At 65.9% G+C, this 22352-nt stretch carries 12 protein-coding genes and 2 pseudogenes; 6 read left to right on the top strand and 8 right to left on the bottom strand.

All coding sequences use genetic code 11. From position 1 onward, the window contains the following. Positions 1-45: 45 nt before the first annotated feature. From argB to argC, 3 genes and pseudogenes are all read right to left on the bottom strand, one after another. Positions 46-942: pseudogene (gene argB, locus ACFYOU_RS25100) on the bottom strand (acetylglutamate kinase); the annotation flags it as partial. 132 nt (positions 943-1074) lie between these two features. Beyond that, the gene (gene argJ / locus ACFYOU_RS25095; RefSeq protein WP_391308687.1) at positions 1075-2226 is read right to left on the bottom strand and encodes a bifunctional glutamate N-acetyltransferase/amino-acid acetyltransferase ArgJ; all 1152 of its coding nucleotides are present in this window, start codon (positions 2224-2226) and stop codon (positions 1075-1077) included. A 118-nt stretch (positions 2227-2344) separates the two neighbouring features. Next, positions 2345-3373, bottom strand: a complete 1029-nt coding sequence (gene argC / locus ACFYOU_RS25090; protein WP_391308685.1) for an N-acetyl-gamma-glutamyl-phosphate reductase — start codon at positions 3371-3373, stop codon at positions 2345-2347. 213 nt (positions 3374-3586) lie between these two features. Here argC and ACFYOU_RS25085 point away from each other — a divergent pair, with 213 nt between their 5' ends. The 4 genes from ACFYOU_RS25085 (at position 3587) to ACFYOU_RS25070 (ending at position 8650) form a co-directional block, all read left to right on the top strand. After that, positions 3587-4408 (top strand): TnsA-like heteromeric transposase endonuclease subunit, encoded by an 822-nt coding sequence (locus tag ACFYOU_RS25085; protein ID WP_391308684.1) that lies wholly within the window; start codon positions 3587-3589, stop codon positions 4406-4408. 165 nt (positions 4409-4573) lie between these two features. Beyond that, positions 4574-6607: a transposase gene (locus ACFYOU_RS25080; protein ID WP_391308683.1), complete on the top strand. Its 2034-nt coding sequence runs from the start codon at positions 4574-4576 to the stop codon at positions 6605-6607. Continuing rightward, complete coding sequence (locus ACFYOU_RS25075) at positions 6604-7887, top strand: TniB family NTP-binding protein (protein WP_391308682.1); 1284 nt, start codon at positions 6604-6606, stop codon at positions 7885-7887. The genes ACFYOU_RS25080 and ACFYOU_RS25075 overlap by 4 nt, the downstream gene beginning before the upstream one ends. Next, the gene (locus tag ACFYOU_RS25070; protein ID WP_391308681.1) at positions 7853-8650 is read left to right on the top strand and encodes a TniQ family protein; all 798 of its coding nucleotides are present in this window, start codon (positions 7853-7855) and stop codon (positions 8648-8650) included. The genes ACFYOU_RS25075 and ACFYOU_RS25070 overlap by 35 nt, the downstream gene beginning before the upstream one ends. Before the next feature lie 502 nt (positions 8651-9152). On the opposite strand, the gene ACFYOU_RS25065 is transcribed toward ACFYOU_RS25070, so the two are convergent. From ACFYOU_RS25065 to ACFYOU_RS25050, 4 genes and pseudogenes are all read right to left on the bottom strand, one after another. Next, positions 9153-9656 carry a hypothetical protein gene (locus ACFYOU_RS25065; protein WP_391308679.1) on the bottom strand — a complete coding sequence of 168 codons (504 nt, stop codon included), beginning with the start codon at positions 9654-9656 and terminating at the stop codon, positions 9153-9155. 240 nt (positions 9657-9896) lie between these two features. Next, positions 9897-10712 (bottom strand): hypothetical protein, encoded by an 816-nt coding sequence (locus ACFYOU_RS25060; protein ID WP_391308677.1) that lies wholly within the window; start codon positions 10710-10712, stop codon positions 9897-9899. 1 nt (position 10713) lies between these two features. Beyond that, the gene (locus ACFYOU_RS25055; RefSeq protein ID WP_391308676.1) at positions 10714-15228 is read right to left on the bottom strand and encodes an AAA domain-containing protein; all 4515 of its coding nucleotides are present in this window, start codon (positions 15226-15228) and stop codon (positions 10714-10716) included. Positions 15229-15529: 301 nt separating this feature from the next. Next, positions 15530-15744, bottom strand: a pseudogene (locus tag ACFYOU_RS25050) (integrase core domain-containing protein); the annotation flags it as partial. Between the two features lie 551 nt (positions 15745-16295). Between ACFYOU_RS25050 and ACFYOU_RS25045 the strand changes: the two are divergent. Both ACFYOU_RS25045 and ACFYOU_RS25040 read left to right on the top strand, forming a co-directional pair. After that, on the top strand, positions 16296-18299 hold the full coding sequence (locus ACFYOU_RS25045) for an AAA family ATPase (protein ID WP_391308674.1): 2004 nt from the start codon (positions 16296-16298) through the stop codon (positions 18297-18299). Beyond that, positions 18287-19924 (top strand): UvrD-helicase domain-containing protein, encoded by a 1638-nt coding sequence (locus ACFYOU_RS25040; protein ID WP_391308672.1) that lies wholly within the window; start codon positions 18287-18289, stop codon positions 19922-19924. The genes ACFYOU_RS25045 and ACFYOU_RS25040 overlap by 13 nt, the downstream gene beginning before the upstream one ends. A 364-nt stretch (positions 19925-20288) precedes the next feature. On the opposite strand, the gene ACFYOU_RS25035 is transcribed toward ACFYOU_RS25040, so the two are convergent. Beyond that, positions 20289-21815: a hypothetical protein gene (locus ACFYOU_RS25035; protein ID WP_391308671.1), complete on the bottom strand. Its 1527-nt coding sequence runs from the start codon at positions 21813-21815 to the stop codon at positions 20289-20291. Positions 21816-22352 lie beyond the last annotated feature (537 nt).

The raw sequence follows: 22352 nt of genomic DNA, 5'->3' as shown, positions 1-22352 counted from the left end.
GGTGGGGTCCACGGTGGTGGTCTCGTCCGCGGCGGTGGTCCGGCGCGGGCGCACCGAGTCGTCAAGCACGACCATGGTGCCGATGCCCTCGTCGGTGAAGATCTCCAGCAGGATCGAGTGGGGTACCCGGCCGTCGATGACGCGGGCGGTGCGCACTCCGTTGCGCACCGCGTACAGGCACCCCTCCATCTTCGGGACCATGCCGCTGGCCAGCTCGGGCAGCAGCTTCTCCAACTGCTGCGCGGTGAGGCGGCTGATGACCTCGTCGCTGTGCGGCCAGTCCTCGTAGAGCCCCTCGACGTCGGTGAGGACCATCAGGGTCTCGGCGCCGAGCGCGGCGGCGAGCGCGGCGGCGGCGGTGTCGGCGTTGACGTTGTAGACGTGCGTGTCGTCGGCGGAGCGGGCGATGGAGGAGACGACGGGGATACGGCCGTCGGCGAGCAGCGCCTCGATCGCCCCGGTGTCGATGTCCGTGATCTCGCCGACCCGGCCGATGTCGACGAGTTCCCCGTCGATCTCGGGCCGGTGCTGACGGGCCGTGATGGTGTGGGCGTCCTCACCGGTGAGCCCGATCGCGAGCGGCCCGTGCTGGTTGAGGAGGCCGACCAGTTCGCGCTGCACCTGCCCGGCGAGGACCATCCGGACGACGTCCATGGCCTCGGGCGTGGTGACGCGCAGTCCCGCCTTGAACTCACTGACCAGGCCCTGTCGATCGAGCTGGGCGCTGATCTGGGGGCCGCCGCCGTGCACGACGACCGGGCGCAGGCCCGCGTGGTGCAGGAAGACGACGTCCTGGGCGAAGGCGGCCTTCAGCTCGTCGTCCACCATGGCGTTGCCGCCGAACTTGATGACGACGACCTTGCCGTGGTGCCGGGTCAGCCAGGGCAGCGCCTCGATGAGGGTCTGCGCCTTGGGGAGGGCGGTGTGCTTGCGGGTGCTCATGGCTCCTCTGGGGTCCTGGGGTCCTCGGCCCGCTCCGCCCCGGTGGGCACGGGCGGACCCGGTCGCGGTGGTGCGCCGGCCGGGAACACCGGGCCGCCCCGGGGTGGCCGGGGCGGTCCGGGCCCGCCGGGTTCAGGAGGAGTACGCGCTGTTCTCGTGGACGTAGTCGGCGGTGAGGTCGTTCGTCCAGATGGTCGCGGACTCGGCGCCCGCCGCGAGGTCGGCGGTGATCACGACCTCCCGGTAGCGCATGTCGACCAGGTCGCGGTCCTCGCCCACGCCGCCGTTCTTGCAGACCCAGATCCCGTTGATGGCGACGTTGAGCTGGTCGGGTTCGAAGGCCGCGGAGGTGGTGCCGATCGCGGACAGCACCCGGCCCCAGTTGGGGTCCTCGCCGTGCAGGGCGCACTTGAGGAGGTTGTTGCGGGCGATGGACCGGCCGACCTCGACCGCGTCGTCCTCGGTCGCGGCGCCCACGACGTCGATCCGGATCTCCTTGCTGGCGCCCTCGGCGTCCCCGATGAGCTGCCGGCCGAGGTCGTCGCAGACCTCCCGCACCGCGGCGGCGAACGCGGCGGCGTCAGGGGTGACGCCGGCGGCGCCGGAGGCGAGGAGCAGCACGGTGTCGTTGGTGGACATGCAGCCGTCGGAGTCGACCCGGTCGAAGGTGACGCGGGTGGCGTCGCGCAGGGCCCGGTCGAGCCCGGCGCTGTCGACGTCGGCGTCGGTGGTGAGGACGACCAGCATGGTGGCGAGGCCCGGTGCGAGCATGCCGGCGCCCTTGGCCATGCCGCCGACGGTCCAGCCGTCGCCGCCCCGGACGGCCGTCTTGTGGACGGTGTCGGTGGTCTTGATGGCGATCGCGGCCTTCTCGCCGCCGTGTGCGCTGAGCTGCGCGGCGGCCGTGGTGACGCCGGGCAGCAGCTTGTCCATCGGCAGGGGCAGGCCGATCAGGCCGGTGGAGGCGACGGCGACCTCGCCCGCGCTCAGCCCGAGGACCGAGGCGACCTCTTCGGCGGTGGCGTGCGTGTCCTGGAAGCCCTGGGGGCCGGTGCAGGCGTTGGCGCCACCGGAGTTGAGGACGACGGCGGAGACCTGACCGCCCTTGAGGACCTGCTCCGACCAGAGGACGGGAGCGGCCTTGACGCGGTTGGAGGTGAAGACGCCCGCAGCGGCGAGGCGGGGCCCGGTGTTGACGACGAGTGCGAGGTCGGGGTCGCCGCTGCTCTTGATCCCGGCGGCGATTCCGGCCGCGGTGAATCCCTGTGCTGCCGTGACGCTCACTGCATCTCCTTCTCGAACGCCGCTGCGGGGCGGCGGAGGGCGTCCGTCGGCCGCTCGGTCGGCGGCGACGGGGGCGCGGTTCCTGGTGGTGACGGGTCGGTGCGGGGTGCGACGGGGCTCAGGGGGCCACGCCGACCGTCGGCAGTCCGGTGGTCTCGGGCAGCCCGAGGGCGAGGTTCATGCTCTGGACGGCGCCGCCCGCGGTGCCCTTGGTGAGGTTGTCGATCGCGCTCACCGCGATGACCCGGTGGGCGGCCTCGTCGAGGACGACCTGGACGTGGACGGCGTTGGAGCCGTACACGGAGGCGGTGGCCGGCCACTGGCCCTCGGGCAGCAGTCGCACGAACGGCTCGTCCGCGTACGCCTTCTCGTAGGCGGTGCGCACGGCTTCGGCGCTGACTCCGGCCCGGGCGCGGGCGGAGCAGGTGGCGAGGATGCCGCGGGACATCGGGACGAGGGTGGGGGTGAAGGAGACGCTCACCGCTTCGCCGGCGACCGCGCCGAGGTTCTGGCTCATCTCGGGGGTGTGCCGGTGGAGGCCGCCGACCCCGTACGGGGAGGCCGAGCCCATGACCTCGCTGCCGAGCAGGTGCGGCTTGGGCGCCTTGCCCGCGCCGGAGGTTCCGGAGGCGGCGACGATCACGGCCTCCGGCTCGACGAGGCCGGCCGCGTAGGCGGGGAACAGGGCGAGGGTGACGGCCGTCGGGTAGCAGCCGGGGACCGCGATGCGCGTGGACCCCGCCAGCGCGGTGCGGGCGCCGGGGAGTTCGGGGAGGCCGTACGGCCAGGTCCCGGCGTGCGGGGAACCGTAGAACCGTTCCCAGTCGGCCGCGTCCCGCAGGCGGAAGTCGGCGCCCATGTCGACGACGAGCACGTCCGGACCCAGTTGTTCGGCCACGGCGGCGGACTCGCCGTGCGGCAGGGCGAGGAACACCACGTCGTGCCCGGCGAGCACCTCGGCGGTCGTCACCTCCAGCACGCGGTCGGCGAGCGGCCCGAGGTGCGGTTGGAGGACGCCCAGTCGTTGCCCGGCGTTGGAGTTGCCGGTCAGCGCCCCGATCTCGACCTCCGGGTGCCCGACGAGCAGCCGCAGCACCTCTCCCCCGGCGTATCCACTGGCTCCGGCCACCGCAACCCGCGTAGTCATGCCGTTCCTCTCCTCTGGATGACATGACTATACGCAGTAGCGCACATTTATACAACGGCCGGGGCGGCGAACCGTCGCCCCCCAGTTGCGACGGAGATTTTTAGTTGGCACATGGAGAACGCTGGTTGGCAAATCTTGGTCCCGTCACGCTGTGTTGCGGGCAGTACCAGCGAAACGCCCCCGTCGCCGGTCGAGTGGTGCTTCTCTGGATGAGTGGGCGAGGCAGCGAGAGCGAAGATCCCGTCGGATTCAAGTCAGCTGGACCACCTTGTCACGCCGTACGACGGGGACGCCGGATTGCGGGATCGGCTGCGGCTCGGGGACGACTGGCCGCGTCGATGGAGTTCGACGTGGCAGGTGGGCGCCGACGAGGTCTGCTGGCCGGTCCGGGACATGGCTCACGTACCGGTGATGTCGTCCCGGCCGATGCGGGGGTTCACGTGGCGGGCGAAGCAGCGGCACCGCCCCGGCCTGGAGGCGATGGCGTCAGCGGGCGGGAAGCATGGCTTCGAGTCGCTGAAGGAAGTAAGCCTGCTGGTCGCGCTGGACTTCTTGAGGGCATCGGAAGTGCTGTCGCAGCCGTTCCGGCTTGATTTCGAGCATGCGGGCGGGCGCGCCTGGCACATCCCGGACTTCCTGGCCGTGATCGGCGGTGGGATGTGGTTGCTGGACGTCCGCCCGATGGAGCTGATCAAGGAAGAGGACGCGCTGAAGTTCGCGGCGGCCAGGGAAGTGGCGGCTGCCTGCGGCTGGCGGTACTCGGTGGTCGCGGGCTGGCGACCGCATGTCTGGAGCGTCCTTGACCACCTGTCCTCGCGCCGGCGGCCGGCGAGGGACCTTCTCGGCATGCGCGAGCAGCTGCTCACCGCTATCAGCGGGCAGAAGGGGCAGGCGATGACGTTCTCCGACCTGGCGGAGGCGACCAGCGTGCCTTCCGTTGGCCGGGCGAACATCGTCCGGCTGCTCTGGCACCGCGAGCTCGGCGTTGACCTGGGCAGTCCGTTGCGCCACAGCTCACTGATCTGGGCGGTGTGATGGCAGCGAGGGGATTCTTGCAGATCGCGCCGGGTAGGCGGGTCGCGCTCAATGGCGTCGAGTGGACGGTTGACGACGTCCAACCATGCTGACCTGCGGCTTCTTCCGGCAGTCGAGTCAGGGCGCCCGCCGCCGGTCGCCCGGCAGCCGAGGACACTGGCCGACTTGACCAAGGACCAGTTAGAGCGGGCCCGGCTGCGGGCGGCGCACGTGCTGGAGGCCGAGACGGGGTTCCGGGAGGGCCACCCGGCTCGGGCCCTGCCGGGTGAGCCTCGGCCGGCCTACGACCCGGACCGCACGACGTTGACTCAGCGTCGGTACGCGAAGGCTGCGGAGATAGAGGCGATGCCCCGTCCGGAGACGGTCCGGTGCGGTCTGCAGCACCTCAGCTACCGGACGCTGGTACGTCCGTCGGGCCTGGCGGGCGACAGTCTCCTGCTGGCCTGCGCGGACGGGCGCTGGACGCGGCGACGCAGCGGGCACCGCACCATCACGAAGGAGATCCGGGAGGCGATCTTCGCAGTAAAGGCCGAGTGCGGCCCACGCGCCCGCCTGAGCCAGGGTGCCAAGCACCGGTTGATGCACCAGTACATGCGTGAGCGGTTCCCGACGTTTCCCACTGAGAAGATCCCTTCACGCTGGACGCTCGCGGCCGTCTGGAAGGAGTGGTTCGGGCCCGGCGGAGCCCGGCCGCGTTACGGGCGGACGGCTGAGGCGGCCGCGGAGGCCGGGGTCTCCGGCCGGGTGGTGGTCCACAGGCCGGGCCAGGTTCTGGTGCTGGACTCGGTGAAGCTGCGCGAGACCGTGTTCGGCGACGCGATCACCGCGACGCTGACCCTCGCACTCGATCTCTACACGCACGGGCTGCCGGCCTTCCGGCTCACGCTCCAGTCCGACACTTCCGTCGACATCGCGATGCTGCTGCGGGACGTGATGCTGCCGCTTCCGATGCGGGACGGCTGGGGCGAGGACATGGAATGGCCCTACGCAGGGGTGCCGGCCGAGGTGATCGCCGAGTTCACCGGGCACCGGGTCGCCGCTCTGCCGTTCTTTGCCCCGGAGACGGTCACCACCGACCACGGCGGCCCCTACAAGAATCACGACCTGGTGGAAGCCGAGACGGAGATCGGCTGCCGGATCCTGCCTGCTCGCGTCCTGCGGCAGACCGACAAGTTCGCGGTCGAGCGCCAGTTCCTCACCGTCCAGACCATGCTCTTCGAGCACCTGCTGGGATTCACCGGCGGTGACGTCGCGGACCGCGGGGCCGACCCGGAACGCGATGCGAGCCTCACGCTCGCGCAAGCCGAGCACATCATCGCGACCTGGATCGTCCAGATCTGGCAGAACCGTAAACTAGGCGAACACGCCCCCAGTTGGGCGCCGGGTGAAGACCACAGCCCCAACACCCTGTTCGCTGCCGCGATGGAACAGGGCGGCTTCGACCTGGACTTCCCCGAACCGAGCTTCTACTACAAGGTCCTGCGCAAACACCACGTGAAGATCCATCCTCGTCGCGGGGTGAAGATCCTCGGGCTCTGGTATCACCACCCGGTCTTCGACGAGCCGCGCTTCCAGCAACCCTCCGCCCGGGGCGGCAAACACGCGGGCAAATGGGTTGTCCGCAGTGACCGGAGGGACCGCCGACAGGTGTTCTTCCAGGACCCTGCCGACCACGAGACCTGGCACATTCTGCGCTGGAGAGGACTGCCGCCCGAAGGTGAGATCCCTGATTTCTCGGACAAGACTGCCGACGCCCTGCTGACACGCGTGAGGGCGAACAAGATCAGGATCCATTCCGAGAGCGAGCTCCTGGAACATCTGCTCGGGATCCTCGGCTCGGTCACCCCAGTCGACCAATGGCCCAGCCAGGCCAAGAGGAAGGCCGGAAAGAAGCAGCGCGTCGCCCAAGCCCACGAGATCACCCGCGCACAGGCTGCGGCCGCTGACCGCCCCGCCGCATCCGCCATCGCGGATGAGCTAGCTCCGGCTGAGATGCCCGCGGCCTGGGCCGAGCACGCCCGCACGATCGACCACGCGGTAGACGCCGACCGCCGTCGACGACGCGAAGAAGCCCTCGCCGACGTCAAGCCCGTGGCCCCGGCAACGCTGCACGAGGCCCTGAACCGGCGTCCCATGTTCCGGCTTCCGCCCCCCGACGACTCGGAAGCCGATACACCTGTCCAGGAGGACCACACGTGACCCGAGCCCTCTCTCACGATGATCCGCTGGACGGTCTGCCTTCACGAGCCAGGATCGCCGAGCTGATCCTGGGCAGCCGCCCGCCCCTCGACACCTACGTTGGCTGGCAGCACTACCGCACCCACTACGACCTACTCGTCCCCGCTCCGACGATCTCCCCGCAAAAGTGGTCGATGCTCCCTGAGAGCCGCCGGCACGACTACGACCTCTACCGGGAGCTGACGAACGCGAACCTCCCGCTGCAGGACACCCCCATGCATGACAAGGTCGGCAAGCTGATCCGGCGCCGGTTGAGCGGCAACACGAGGAAGAAGAACGACCCGACCCGCGCCGGCGTCATGATCAGCGGCTGGGGCAACTACGGCAAGACCGCATCTGTCTGCTCAGCCGGGGCCGTGTTCGAAAAGCAGTGGCTTGAACTCCACAGCCACCTCAACCCCCAGGCTCTGCCGGGCACCCGCGATCTCCACGCACCGGTCGTCTATGTCTCGACCCCGGTGACAGCAACGCCGAAAAGCCTTTGCACGTCGATCTTAGGCTTCTTCCGGGCCCCGACGCGCAAGTCGGCCACGCTGCCGGAACTGGTACGGCAGGTCGCCGACTCCCTTTACGACCATGGCGTCAAAGCTCTGATTCTGGACGACATCAGCCGGCTGCGGATGCACAGAGCCGACGACCAGGACGTCCTCGACCTGATGCGGGCCCTTATGAGCCTGGACGTCACTCTGATCCTGACCGGCGTCAACATCTCCGGCATCGGGCTGCTGCGTGAGGCCAAGTGGAACAAGAAGACCCGGCAATGGGAGATGCCACCGCTGGAGTCGACCCGCATCCACGGTTTGGAGGTCACCCAGACGGAACACCGCTTCGAGCTCATCGAGATCGACCGGTTCCGCTACACCACCCCGAAACAGATCGCGGCCTTCGTCAATCACCTGAAGGGAATCGAGAAGCACCTGCGGCTGATGAACGCGACGCAGGGCATGCTCACCGGCGGCGGTATGCCGGAGTACTTGATGCGTCGCACCGGCGGTGTCATCGGCCTGCTGGGACGCCTGCTCGAAGACGGCGCCCAGGAAGCCATGGACTCCGGGAAGGAAATGATCGACGAGAGCCTGCTGGACGAGATCGTGCTCCGGCGGGACGAGCCCGAACAGCCGCCGGACGAGCCCGTCATCCCGGCCGCCCCACGGACCGCCGTCAAGAAGGCCACGCAGGCGAATCGACCCCGGAACACCGTTTTCGATGACCCTGGCCCGGCTGCCCGCGCGGGCGCCTGACGGAGAAGCCACGATGCATCCACTGCCCCGGAGTCTCGAACCTGCCTCAGGAGAGTCCCTTGTCAGCTACCTGCTTCGGCTAGGGCATCGCCTCAGCCTCCCGCCTCTGCAACTGATCCGTGCGGCGGGCTGGACCGATCGCGTCCAAGCCCATCACATCCCAGGCAGTCTGCTGCTGAATCTCACCGAGCCGGAGGCCCAAAGATTCGCCCGACTGACCCGCCAGACAGCCGAGAAAGTGTCGGCACTAACACTGACACAGTGGCGAGACCGGTATCCCCCCATCGCCTGGTCGTCCGTGTCCGGACCGGGACCGGGACAGAGGCCGGACCCATGGCTCTTCGTCGGCTCCCCACGGTCTTGCCCCACCTGTCTGGCGGGCGACTACACCCCAGCCCAGCGATTCCACGGCGGTCCCTGGCGCAAGCTATGGCACCTACCCTTTGTCTTCAGTTGCGTAGAACACCAGACCTATCTGGAAGCAAGCTGCCCGCGCTGTGGGCAGCCGCGCGCCATATCAGGGCGCCTGATTGAGCGGGCCAACGATCACACCCTGCACCCAGCGCAAATGCCGGTGGACGATCGGCACCCCAACCCGGAAACGAAAGTCCCGCGCCTGCGGCGGCAGACTCGATCAGCGAGTTGCTACAGATCCTTACCGTCGGCCACACCCAACACCGGACATCCTTCGCTTCCAGCAGTCCCTGCTTGCCCGCCTAGAACCGCTGACTCCGGCCTCGGACGCATCCGAGTACTTCACTGATCTCCGGCTGGCCACCGCACTGATCGCTACTACTTGGCCAGTAGGGCAACATCTTCTCGACACCACCTTCACCGGGCATGTGGCCGCGTACGTCCACTCCGCTTCAGGGAATTCGAGTACCAGCAACGGTTTGCAGCACTCTCGCTTGCGCGATGTACCGCCCCGTGACCCGATCGCCTGTGCCGGACTCCTACGCGCCGCACACGCCTTACTCGAAGCAGACGATCTGTCCGAAGACCTTTCCCACCTCGTCCACACCCCCGGGGAACGGCCGACACGTACGCCCTGGGTACGCATCTACGCCCGACATGAAAACTCGTGCTCACCACGATTCCGAGACGCAGCCGAACCCCTGACCCGCACCTACCGCATAATCGGCGGCCCACAGGGATTCCGAGCACCACTGCGGGACGACTACCGACCAGAATACATCCCCGCATACCTGGAACTGGACTGGCATGAAAGATACTTCGCACCTATTACCGGCATTGCCCCGAAGGTGCTACGCCGAACCGCTGCAGTCCGGCTCGTCCAATGGGCCATAGGCGGACCTCTCGACGAGGCCGCGGCCTACCTCGGCATCACCCCAAGCCTGGTGCGGTTCAGAACCAACACCGACTTCAAACGCTGGGAGCGCGCAGGACGCAGTCCAGCCGAGTTCGAACGAGTCCTCCGCGAGCTCGGTGCCGAACTCCGAACACCCCGGCGACCACTCATCGACTACCAGCGCCGACGCGAGGCGCTCAGGGACTGGGCCCTTCCTCCTGATGAATGGGACGCCCTGGTCAGCGAGTTGCCACCGCTTTCCGGCCCCATCCGGCCACCGGTCGGCGACCGCAAACGCCAGGACGCCTCCGTCTACATCTGGGTACAGGTCACACAAGGCGAGCACCTCTTCGCCCCACGCCCCATCGAGGCCGAACAGCCTCAAGACGTCCAACGCGAATGGGCTCTTCGCCGCAACACCACCTGGTATAATCTCGTCCGGCCAAATGCCTTTCGACACTATGCCGACCTACGGAAACTCCTCGCCGGATATGCCCAACAGCTCGCCCGGGGCATCGACTCGGGTACAGGCAGGTCATTAACAGTCAACCAATAGTCCGACGCGTTCAGAGCGTGACCTGCCTACCAAGAATTCCGGTTACAGCGTTGCAGGCAGGGCTCGCACCCGTCACAGAGAGAAAGCAGTACTGCTCCGGCCACGACCTGGCCAAGGAATTCTCACTCGTCACGAACTTCGAGGTTAATGAGGGTGGCTTGCTGCCAGGTCATTGAGCACGGCGTTTACTGTGGACCAGCAGAGGTCGGCCGTGTCGAAGTCTGCGCTGTGTTTGGCTCGCTTCTCCGCGAGCGGGTGGACCAGGTTGCGGTAGGTCCGGAGCAGGTCGGAGGCCATTTTTGCGTCTTGGTCGATCCACTGGTTGGTGTGGGCGTGCTGAATGAGGTCCTGCAGCCGGGTGTCGCGGGCGGGCCGGGTCAGCGGCACGGCTGCGTTTCTGACGTCGGCGGCGTGGACGAGGACACCTTCGAGGAGGCTCCCGAGCATGATGACGGCGGAGGTGTAGGCGCCGTGTTCTTGGCAGATGCGGGCTTCGTCGAGGCGAAGCTGAACGGCGCGGGCCAGGTCGGAATCGGAGACGATGTCGGTGATGGCCACCTTCAGCTCCACGCGCTGCGGGCGAGGGGGTTCGTCGGGGTCGTACTCAATGAGGAACGGCTGCCCTTTGCGGTAGTCGATGCGGCGGCCTTCGAGGGCGAGGACTTCCTGGAGGCGCTGGATGACGGTGTCGTAGTCGGCGGGTTGTTGTTGGTATTCCCGTCGGTCGGCCAGACGCAGGATGACGCGCTCGGTGTCTCCTGCCTGGTCTTCCTGCCGTTCGCACAGGATGGTGTGGACCCAGCGGTGGCGAGGGCTTCCGTCGTGGTCGGGGACGTCTTCCCAGCCGGCCCGGCGGAGGAATGGAGCCAGTTCCCAGCCCGCTCGGCGTTTCATACCCGGCTCGTCACCGCAGACCATGGCGGCCAGTTCTTCGAGGGTGCTGTCGTCGAAGTTGTCCATGTCAGTGTTCCTCGCTGTCTTCGTCCGGCTCGCCGTCGTAGGGGTCCGCATCTTCGTCGGGTTCGGCCTCGGCCAGGCCGACCGGAGTCCAGGGCATGTCAGTTGGCGCGTCATCGATGGATGACTCGCGGACCGTGCGGGGATGGATGCCCAGCTCGGTCAGGCGTTCCCACAGAGGTTCCAAGGCCTCGTCTGGTGAGAGGGCGAAGGCGCTGCTGCGAATGCGCCAGAACGTCCAGCCAGCGCGGCGAAGCTCCCGCTCGCGCTCGGCGTCGTCGTGGATCTGCTTCGGGGTGGAGTGGTGAGGGCTTCCGTCGCACTCCACTGCGAGGCGTCCGTGACCTCCGGTGACCACAAGGTCGATGCGTTTTCCGTTGACCTCCCACTGGGGCACCACGTCGTAGCCGCGTTCCTTGATGCGCAGGAAGACACGTTGCTCGAAGAGCGAGTCGAAGGGCTCGCAGTGTCGGTCTGCGCTGACGTGGGCGGGCTGGTGTGGGTGTGTGTAGGGCGGGGGTGGGCTCACCATGTAGGTGAGCAGGGAGCGCCTCAGGTCTTTGCTGCTGAGCTGGTCGATGGTCAGGGAATGGAAGAGCCACATCTGGTCGCGGGCCCGGCTGGCGGCCACGTTGAAGCGTCGTTCATGGTTCCGGCCGGTCGCGGCGATGACGTTGGCTCCGTCGACGACCATCGACAGGAGGATGACGTCGCGCTGGTCTCCCTGGAACTGCTCGGGTGTGCCGACGAGGATGCTGTGGCGTTCGCGGGCCGACACGTCGATGCGCTGGTCGACGAGGTCCTGTACCAGTCGTGTCTGGTCGCCGTGGCGCAGGATGATCACGCCGATACTGCGATCTGCGTAGGCAGGGTCCTGGGTGAGGCGGTGCAGTTCGTTGACGACGGCCTCCGCCTCCGGCCGGTTGATGAGTTTGTCCCGGCGCCCTTCGCAGTGTCCTTCGGGCACATGGACGACCTTCAGCGGCGGTAGGCGATCGGAGCCGTGCTGGCGCAGCAGGACCAGCTGGTTGTCGGGATAGAACTGTATGGAGGACCATTTGATGATCTCCGGCATGCACCGGAAGTGCTCGGTGAGACGGATCACTTCGGTGAAGCGGGACTGCAGCAGTTCGTACAGGTTGGACTTGGGGTCGAAGCCTTCGCGCTGCCAGGGTTCGAGGTCGGCCATGCGCTCGTCGAAGATCTGGGTGATCCGGTCATGCTTGCTGCCGCTGTAGAACGGGGCGCATTGCCGGTCGTCACCGACGACGATGATGCGGGGTGCGAGCCAGAGCAAGAGCAGGCCGTCCAGGCCCACTTGGCTTGCTTCATCGACGATGACGACGTCGAAGGAGTCCGGCTCTGGACTGATCGTTTCCGCTACCTGGTTCAGCGGCATGATCCACGCCGGTACCGCTCCTTGCGCTGTCTGCATGGCTGAGCGCGCGTGACGCTGGTGGCGTTTGCCGTACTCGGTGGTTCCCTGTCCTGCGTTGGCCACGGCGCTGGCGTACGCAGCCAGGGCCTGTTTGTGCTTGGTGGTCATGCGGCTGACGCAATGGAGTGCTGCGCGGTCGCAGACCAGCTGTTCCACCAGGTCGTGCAGCCGGGTTTGGGTCTGGGTCAGTTCGCCTTCGAGCTGATCTTCGCGTCCTGGGAGCAGGTGGGTGTCGAGGAAGTCCTGCGCCTGCCGCCATGCCCAGGCCTGGGGCAGCGCGGCGAACCGGGAGCGCCAGTGCGGGGAGAGGGGATCGCCGGCGAAGTCCTTGGCGAGTTCGGGGTGGGCCTCGGCGAGGCACTCGAAGAGTTTCCCGGTCTCGCGCCGGTCTGCCTCACGCTGGTATGCCGCAGCCAGTGCGTCCACCGCCTGTGCGTAGGCCTGCTCATCACGGGCCGCTACGGCATCCGCCGCGCGCTGCAGCTCGTCGACGCCATGCGGGTGGGGCGGCGGAAGGCTCTTGAGGAGTTCTTCGAAGCGTTGTGTTGCGGTGCTGATGTGCAGGAGTTGGCGGGCCTGGGCCGTGGCCTGGCGGATGTCGCGCCACTGCTCAGCGGTGGTGACCGGTGTCTGGATTCCGTCGGCCAGCAGGGTTGCGTGGATCTGGCGGATGACCTCCACGCAGGTGTCGATGGCTTGCAGGATGACGGCCCTGTCCAGGAGCTCGGACGTCATCAGTTCGGTGGTGTCCTGTCCAACGGCCGATCCGACGCCGGTCCACCGGCCGCGCAGGGTGCGGGCGTGGGCGCGCATCTCCAGTTGCCGTACGACCGCGGTGATGTGCTCTCGGCCGGCTGGCGCCATGCCTTCCACCCGGCACTGTTCGAGGAGGAATCGGGCTTGCTTGACAGCGGCTGGCCGGGGCCATCGCGTGTTCAGTTTTCCGGTGCGCAGGACGTGTTGCTCCAGATTGCGGCCTGCTATGAGGAGTTCCTTCTCTTCACTTTCGGAGAGGCGGGGGATCTCTACTTCCGGGAAGGAGGAGGCGGCTATCTCGTCGTGGGTCTGCTGTGCACGTTGTGAGGCGTTTCGGATGCTGTCCCACAGTTGCTGCCATCGCTGGGCGATGCCGTCCTGCAGCGCGCGCGTAGACCAGGTATCCGCCTGCCAGGAGGTGGGGTCCGCGGACAGCCCTACCCTCTGCAGGGCCTGCTGGGCTCGGTCGAGGAGCGCTTCCAGCACTATGAGCCGCGCGTCACCGTGGTCCGCCAGTTCCTGCGCCAGCGGTGTGACCGGCTCGCGGCCGACGGCTTCTTCGGCTCCTTGAAGTTCCGTGATGCGGCGGGAAACGTCCGTCGGGTCGGGCAGCGTGGCAGGGGCCGGGCAGTACTGGATGCGGGCGTCGAGGATTCCGGGGCCGTGCTGGGCAACCAGCAGCCACAGTCGCTCAGCTTCGTCCGTGGTCAGGGGCGGGACCTGTGGGGCCTGGACATCCAGGGGCGGCAGCCACTGATGTTCAGCTGCGCCGTGTTCCACTGCCTGCACGATGTCGTCGAGCCGCCCTCGGTAGCCCGGCGCGATCTCGGGGTGCTCGTACCACTCGACCTCGCGTACCTGACGCAGACGGTCTTGGACTTTGGCCTGCTCTGCCATGAGCTGGTGCCGCTGCGTCTGTTGGTCGTCGATGCGCTGTTGGAGCCGAGCAAGGTTCGTTGTCGCGTTCAGGTGGGCCAATGCTCCCAGCGACTGGCTCAGATCGGAGTTACCGCCCTGCCACTGATCGCCTTGGATCACGCACATGCTGCGCAGCTTGGACGGCAGCTGGTCGCGCAGCACGTTCAGAGCCTGGCTTTTGGCGCTGGTGACCAGGACTCGCTTGCCGTCCGCGAGGAGTGCGGCGATCAGGTTGCTGATGGTGTGTGTCTTTCCGGTGCCCGGCGGGCCCTGGACCACGACACTGGTGTCGCGCTGCAGCCGGTCCAGGACATCGCGCTGGGCAGCGTTGGTGACCATCGGGAACAGCGGATCCGGTCCCAGTGCCGGCGGCACGGAGCCATTCCTGCTCCCCCAGGCCGTCCGGTGCTCCGGTTCAAGGTCATACAGCAGCTGCGCCAGCCCCAAAGGAGCCCGTGCTCCGGGACGTTTCAGCGCCCGGGCGATGCTCTCGTAGAAGCCGAGGACGGAGCGCTGGCTGTGTTCGCGCAGGATGAGCGCGGGCGCGAGATGCAGTGACCGCGCCTGGGGTTCAGCGGTGCGGTCGGGGTGCTGGCCGGTGGGGTCGAACGGGAGCACGCGGTCGACTCCGAAAGCCCGCTGCGCCCACGAGCGCACGGCCTGTGCAGCCCGGTCCGACAGCGGGTGGAAGGGGACGTCCTCGACAGCGGAGCGCACGACCCCCAGCAGCTCCGACGTGTAGCCGTCGGACTCGCTGAGGAAGTCGGTGTCCTCCAGACGGCCGGGGTGCTCCGGCACGAGAGAAACGGTCACGTTGATCGATGCCGGTTCAACGGTGAGGGTCACCGGTGTGGTCACGATGTGCCGGCGGACCCGGGCCGAGGGACGACCGGCTCCGAGTTGCAAGAGACCTACGGCCAGGACTACTTCGAAGGTGTCACTGTCCTGCTCGATCTTCTTGGCCATCCGGTAGAGCTGCCGGTGCAGTCGCCGCTGCGGCTCGGCCGCCAGCTCTTCCTGCGACCATCGCATCCACTTGCCGGCCCACGTCTCGTACGCCTTGCGTTCTTCGGAGCTGCCGCTCTCCAATGCCGGCTGGTTCTCCTCCACAACCGCCTGGAAGTCGGCCATTCGATCATTCGGGGTGCTGTCGATCAGGCCGGGAGGTTGCGGTCCGGCGGTGGCGGCGGCCTCGGCGGAGACCCTGCCATGCAGGATCGCCGGCAGCCGCGGTGCCTCTTGGGGCGGACGGTGCTTGACCACCATGATGCGAGGATCAGCGTCCGCAGCAGGGCGCACGGTCCCATCGGGAGCGTCCGCGAGCCATACCGTTTCCGGGTACTTGGCACAGTCGCGGATGGTCTTGGAGACGGCGCCCCGCACCAGCTCCTGCAGACAGTCGATCAAGACGCGAGTGTCACGGACGGCTTTGGGATCGCTGCCATCTCGTACTGCCGGGCGGGCCATCACATCCCCCAAACGCCTACCACTGTGGCAAGCCTTTCAGGATCCCTGACTGCTGCATGCCAGGCAATGTGGGGGACTCGCGCACAAACATTTCCGGACATGAAGACAGTCCGGTGTGCCTCTCTCAGTCCTGCCGGGCTATGAACGGATCAGCCGCTGCAGCACGGCGCATCACGAGACGGCACAGGCCCACACTCAGAGAGGAAGACACCCTGGCCACAGCCTTCCGTCGCAGGTTCTGGCTGTATTGAGCCGCAGCGTTGTTCACGCGGCTGATCGGTGGCTGGCCGCCGAGTGCGGTGTGGCAGCAGTGGTGGTTGTAGGTGTGCAGGAAGTCTTCCAGGGCCTCTGTGCATTCGGTGTTGCTGGTGTAGGGCCGCAGGTAGGCCCACTCGTCGAGCAGGGTGCGGTTGAAGCGTTCGACTTGCCGTTGGTCTGCGGCCGGTAGGCGCGGGTGAGCTTGCCAGTCCACGCTGAAGAGATCCCGGGCCTGCTGGAGCGACTGGCCGAGGTGCCCGATCCCCCGAGATCCGCGGCGTGCGGCACGCTCGGGCCGTCGTACCCGCACTGACCGCGTACGCGGTTCTTACCGGAGCGGCCTCCCTGCTGGCGGTCGGCGAGTGGATCGCAGACGCCCCGCCGTCTGGTCCTGGAAAGCCTTGGCATACGACCCGATCCGCTGTGCCCGAAGCGGAGCCGGCCGTCGGAGGCTACGGTACGGCTGTCACGGGAATGCCCTCCCCCCAGTGGTCGGTGAGCCCGGACGCCTGCAACGGACTGGCAGCGCCGTCCCGTACCCACCGCCTGCACGCACGTGAAAGCACCTGGGCGGGATCAACGACCGAGTGACCGGTCAGGACCGAACTGGACGTAGTTTTTCGCATCACTGACCACTTTGAGCCAAGTGGGGATCCCCGTTCCTTCCGTATCAGATACTGCTCTGACTCTCGGTAGTTACAGGCATATGTCGCCCCGGGGGCTGGGTTGGGAACGATGTCGGGAGTGAGATGCAGCTGACCCGTGCCGAAGTGATCAACTTTCGCGCCTTGGAGAAAGTGGACGTCCGGGTTGATCCGAAGGCCACCCTGATTGTCGGACGCAACAACAGCGGCAAGACATCGTTCGTCAATCTCTTCGAGAAGTTCTTCGGCGAGGAGGACACGAGGTTTGTCCTGGAGGACTTCTCCACCTGTCGTATCGCCGACATCGAGCAAGCGCGGCAGATTTTCGGCGAGGCGCAGACGGAGGCTGACCGGGGCGACACGGAGACGAGCGAGGACCTGTTGGCTAAGGCGTACGACCTCGTCCCGGCCATCCGGTTGGTCCTTACCATCGAGTACACGGAAGACGACGGCCTCGCGCCACTCACGGGTGTGATCCTCGACCTGGACGATGCCTGCTTCGAGGTCAAGATCGAGGCGGCTTTGGAGGTTGCCCGCCCGCACGACTTCCTCAAGGATTTCTGGTCGGCCAGCCAGAGGAAGCCGTTCGATCGCATCAAGTGGCTGCGCAAGAACTTCTCGGACTACGTCGCCACGGCCTACCGAGCGGTCAGTCCCTTGGATGAGAACGTCCGCAAGGAGATCAAGCGCGGCGCCGCCGAATCCATCCTGTCGGTGAAGTTCGTCTACGCGCAGACCAAGGTGGACGACACGCCGACCGACAAGGCCCGCACGTTGTCGAAGACGTTCGAGGCCTACTACAAAGTCAACAGCGGGCAAGAGGACCGCCACCAAAGCATCGAGCAGATCGAGACCGCTCTGGCGTCCGCCTCGCAGCAGCTCGACGACAACTACGCCACGCTGTTCGACCCGATCTTCGAGGACCTGCGCACCTTCGGGGTGGGCACCATCACCCCAGTCCAGAAGCCCCGCATCGTCTCCCTCATCGAGGCCTCAGGAATCCTGCGCGGAAGTACCCGCATCCAGTACCCGTCCGGGGACGACAACTTCCACCTTCCCGAAGGCCACAACGGGCTGGGCTACAGCAAGTTGATCTTCACGATCCTGCAGGTCATCAGCTTTCACCAGACCTACGAACGCACCATGCCCAAGCCGGCGCTGCAGGTGCTGTTCATAGAGGAGCCGGAAGCCCACCTGCATCCACAGATGCAGGAGACGTTCATCAAAAACATCCAGGACTTCATCGACCGCAAGACGGGCTGGAAGGTGCAGGTGTTCATCACCACGCACTCCTCCCACATCGTCGCCAGCAGCGGCTTCCAAACCGTGCGCTACTTCGACCGTTCCGAGCCGCAGCTCACGGTCAAGGACCTCTCGACCTTCCAGGCAAACGTCAAGGCCACCCCGCAGGGCGACGAGACCCTGCGCTTCCTGCGCCAGTACATGGTCCTGCACCGGTGCGACATGTTCTTCGCCGACAAGGTGATCCTTATCGAGGGCACCGCGGAACGCCTGCTGCTGCCCGAGATGGTCCGACGATGCGCCAAGGCGCTGCTGCACCAGTACGTATCGGTAATCGAGGTCGGCGACGCCTACGCCGTCCGCTTCCGGGAACTGCTCGCCTTCCTGAACGTCAAGACCCTCGTCATCACCGACATTGATTCCGTATGCCCCAAACACCGCAAGGCCTGCCCACCCGGCCAGGGACAGACGGTCACCTCGAACCAGACGCTCAAGAACTGGCTGCCCGCAAAGTCCAGCATCGCCGAGCTGCTGGCCACCGACCCGGCCGAGAAGGAGCAGGGACACGTCCGCGTCGCCTACCAGATCCCGGAGAGAGATTCGGGAGTCTGCGCGCGGAGCTTCGAGGATGCCTTCATCATCGCCAACGCAGAACCCCTCGCGCGTGACTTCCGCCAGCTCGCTCTGAAGGCGGCCTTCGCCAAGGAGGTCGGGGCCGACCCCACCGCTGACCACATCGAAGCCAAGGCCTACGACATCGCACAGCAACTCAGCGACCACAAGACCGACTTCGCCTTCGACGTCATGCTCGTGGAGGACTGGGCTGTTCCCCGCTACATCGCCGAAGGACTGCAGTGGCTCGCCTAGACACCCTCGAAGCCGTCGCCGCGGAGATGGAGGCCCGGCGCAGCTTCCTCGTCGAAGCAGGAGCCGGCGCCGGCAAGACGACCACCCTGGTCCGCACCTTGCAGCACCTCCTGAACCACCACCGCACAGACCTGGAGGCACACGGTCGGCGGATCGCCTGCATTACATACACGAACGTCGCCAAGAAGAAGATCCACGAACGCATCGCCGCGGACCCCCTCGTCGACGTCGGCACCATCCACGAATTCCTCTGGAGTGCCATCCAGCCCTACCAGCGTGAGCTCTGGCTGCAGATCCTCGACTACAACAAGGACCTGACCAAGCCCGAAGACCTCGATGACGTCACCGCTCCCCCAGTGATCGAGTACTCCGACCGCGGGCGCAGGCTGAGCGAAGGGCGCATCTCCCACGACGACGTCATCGCGCTGTCGCTCCGCCTCGTAACAGCACACCCCAAGCTCATACGCATCATCGCCAGCAAGTACCCCATCATCTTCGTCGACGAGTACCAAGACACCTCACCCAAAACGATCCAGCTCCTGCTGGACCACCTGGCGGGCGCCGGCCACGAGAACTGCGTGGTCGGCCTCTTCGGCGACTCCATGCAGAAGATCTACGAGTCCGGTGTCGGAGCGGTGAAACGCCCCGGCCTCCTAACCGAGATCACCAAGCACGAGAACTACCGGTGCTCACCTCCCGTCGTCGAGGTGCTCAACCGGATGCGTCCCGACCTCATCCAGGACGCCATCGGCGACCAGCAGACAGGCGAGGTCCACCTGTTCCTCAACACCGGCACCCCAGCCGGCCCTGAGCGACTCACCGCCGCCGAAGCAACACTTGCCCAGAACGGCTGGACTCGGGAGAACAGCAAATATCTCCTGCTCACACACCGCAGGATCGCGGGCACACTGGAGTACGCCAACCTCCTCGAACAGTACAGAAAGTTGAGCCGGTACGGCCCCGACGACCTCATGGCACGCAATGAGCCCTACATCCAGTACCTGACGCGCGTCGAGTCCGTGAGCACGGCCTTCCGCAACAACGACTTCGCGGAGCTGACCAGCCTCTTAGACGAGGGATGGACACGGATTACCCGTCACTCCGACAAACGCGCCATCAGTCAGGCCATCCGTGCACTCGACGCCGTACGTACGAGCGGCACCATCGGCGACGTGCTCGACCTGATGGGCGACGGCCACCTCCTCGCCATGCCCGGAAAGCTCAAAAGCCTCGAACGCCACAGAACCGCAACGGGTCTCGATGAGCGCGACCAGCGACGAGCGGATTTCTCGAACAACCTCCGCAGCGTGTCCTACCGGGAAGTGATCAGCGTCACCCATTTCATCGACGAACTCACCCCGTTCTCAACCCAGCACGGCGTCAAGGGCGACGAATTCGAGAACGTCGTGGTGGTGGTCGACGACAGCGCCTGGAACAGGTACAACATCGGCAAGATGCTCGCAGGCACCGACAAACCCGACCGTACCGAGCGCTCACGCAACCTGTTCTACGTGTGCTGCTCGCGAGCCCAGCGCGGCCTGGCCGTGGTTTTCGTCAACGATCTCCCGGAAGGGGCGGAGTCCACACTTCAAGACTGGTTCGCTTCAGGGATCATCCATCCTTGAGATGGGCCCTAGCGTGATGCCTGCGGGCCGGCGGATACCAAGATCATTCACGGAATTGCGGTTTGAATCAAATCCAACGAGTCTCATCAACGACCGAGGCGAGCATCGCGCTGTTCGGGTAGATGGAGGGCATTTACAACTCCCGGCACAGCCAGAAATGGCTCCGCTACCTCAGCACACCGAGTTCGAAGGGAAGCACCACACCGACCAGGCAACGGCCAAACGCACCTGAAAACCGACAACCCGCTCTGACCATCCGATAAAAGTACCCACCGCACGCCGGAAGAACCTCAGACAGCACCCTCGGCCACATGGCGGTTCGCTTGGACGGCGCCCCCCTCGATCCCATACATATGGGTCCAGATCAAGAGCGGCGTCGCCCATTGCCTCGCTTACCCCGAACGAGCTCCGCGGCGACCCACTGCTCGAATTCACCGATAGGGACTACTGGCACGTTGGAGGCAAACACTCGGGGAGCCATAAGATCCCTGCTGGTGACGATGGCGGATGTAACAGTCCAGCTGGTGCTATCGCGATCCCCAAGGAAGTGAGTCAACGTTGCCGCAAGGTTTTGGCGTACCCACTCTGTGCGGCGACCAAGCTTGAAGAGAGCACTTTTGTCGCCGCGCAGTAGAGCATCGGCTTCGTTGGCCATTTCGGTCGGATTACGTGACATCTCGAAGTCCTTGGCTTCGATAACGATGATCACGCGTCTAGCCGCGTTGATACCAAGCGCATCGATGTCGCCCAGATCGTAACCCTCGACCGACGTGAGTCTACGTCCCGCGATTTTGGAGACATCCCTGACAGCGAGGGAACAGCCTCCAGCCCTGAGTGTGTCGACGACATGCGCTTCGAAGGCCTTGTTCTCGTCCTGCCGAATCACTCCCAGCAGTTTCTTCATCGACGATGACGTGCTGCGCAACCGTCCGGAGTAGATGAGGTTGACCCAATACGAGCCACTGCTCCAAGTGTGTCTAGCTCCCCAGACGAGTTGAGAGCCGTCCCCTGTGCCCACACGGATAAGCGGGCGTCGAACGTACGACCATTCACGGTTGTAGCGCCACGGCCACGCATCGGATTTGACAGAGAGGAACTTGGCCCGGGGACGCAGTGCGAGCCGATCGAGGAAAGTCTGCGCTTTCTCATGTTCCCAGTACAGCGTCGTGGACAAGTGATTGGCAACAACCGACTCTGAAAGGGTGTAGGGCTCTGACTGGCAGCGCTCATCCCCCAGGGCGATGACCTCGCAGACACCCTGGGCCAAGTCGGTGAGAGAGAAGCCGAACTCGGCGACCATTGCTTCCTCTACCTGTGCGGTGGGCCCTTGGGGCTCGGATCCCCGGCGGGAATGACGAGTCGGTGCCGCAAGCAGGAGTGCCTCTGCTCGGGCTGCAGCAAGGGCGTTGGAGCCTGATTCGTATTGGTCGCCGCGGGAGACACCGAGTCGGCCGGAGGGCAACAAGACAAGTTGAGCCTCTGAGAAGTCGTGGTGAATGGCTTCCGAGAGAGTGGCACGAGAGATGAGTTCTGCAGACAACGCCATGAGGTGGTCGTACGTGTCCAGGGTGAGTGACGAGTCCCCACTGGGAGGTTGGGCAGCGACGTATTCGATGAGGAATCGGCTGGCCTGAGCAGCTTCCACTTGGCGCTTGGTGGTCCTGACAAGGTTCTCGGCCGGCTGGCTTGCCTCTCCGAAGCAGGCGATGCGCGATGGGAGGATCTGGTCATTGAAAGCCTCGTCGTGCAGGAGCGCTTCGTGCCGCGAAATCAGCGACTCGATGAGTCCCTCGGCCGCCAGACCGGCCACCATATCCTCGATGAGCGCGAAGTAGTGCCCCACGACCTTCTGCAGAACCTGGGTACGCTTCTCCGAGGGGATGGGCTCCACTGGCGTACCGGCGCGCTATCGAGGTACCGGCCCAATACGTCAAGAACCGTGGCGGAAGCGGCAGGTTGTACCAGTCGAGCCGTAGGGAGTGGACCGGGGCGCAGCGGAAGGCGTGGGTTCAGTTCGACGTGCATCATCTGTTTGGGACCCTCGGGCGCCAGTTGATCGATGAGCGCGTCAAGATCCTCCTCCACCAATCCGGCGGTTTGCGCGATGCCTTCAAGCAGGGCTCGTAGCAGGATGCGGTCGGCTCCATTTGCTTCTGCGAGAAGGCTGGCCATGCCCTCCGCGTAGAGGCGCAGATCGAGGAGCCCAGGTTCGGCGCCACGGACGCCGACCCAGGGACGTTCACTTTCTGTACCAGGATTGCCGTCCAACGCAGCCCGCCATGCTGAGGGATTGTCGAAGGAAAGGCTCACGTACAGCTCGCCCGTAGACGCGGCTAGGCCGTTTCTTTCGGATCATCTGATCGTTGGTTGATGTGTGTCGTTGACTGACGCCCAGTGGGCACGCATCGAGCCGCTGCTGCCGGACCGG

This window comes from Streptomyces sp. NPDC005955 (genome assembly GCF_042871255.1).
Taxonomy (GTDB): Bacteria; Actinomycetota; Actinomycetes; order Streptomycetales; family Streptomycetaceae; genus Streptomyces.
Note: the sequence above shows the minus strand (reverse complement) of the source record. Positions and strands in the feature narration are given on the sequence as shown.

What these genes read in the sequence shown, in the direction of transcription:
- argC (WP_391308685.1), bottom strand. Translation starts at nt 3,373, where the DNA reads ATGACTACGCGGGTTGCGGTGGCCGGAGCCAGTGGATACGCCGGGGGA.
- ACFYOU_RS25070 (WP_391308681.1), top strand. Translation starts at nt 7,853, where the DNA reads ATGACCCTGGCCCGGCTGCCCGCGCGGGCGCCTGACGGAGAAGCCACG.
- ACFYOU_RS25060 (WP_391308677.1), bottom strand. Translation starts at nt 10,712, where the DNA reads ATGGACAACTTCGACGACAGCACCCTCGAAGAACTGGCCGCCATGGTC.
- ACFYOU_RS25045 (WP_391308674.1), top strand. Translation starts at nt 16,296, where the DNA reads ATGCAGCTGACCCGTGCCGAAGTGATCAACTTTCGCGCCTTGGAGAAA.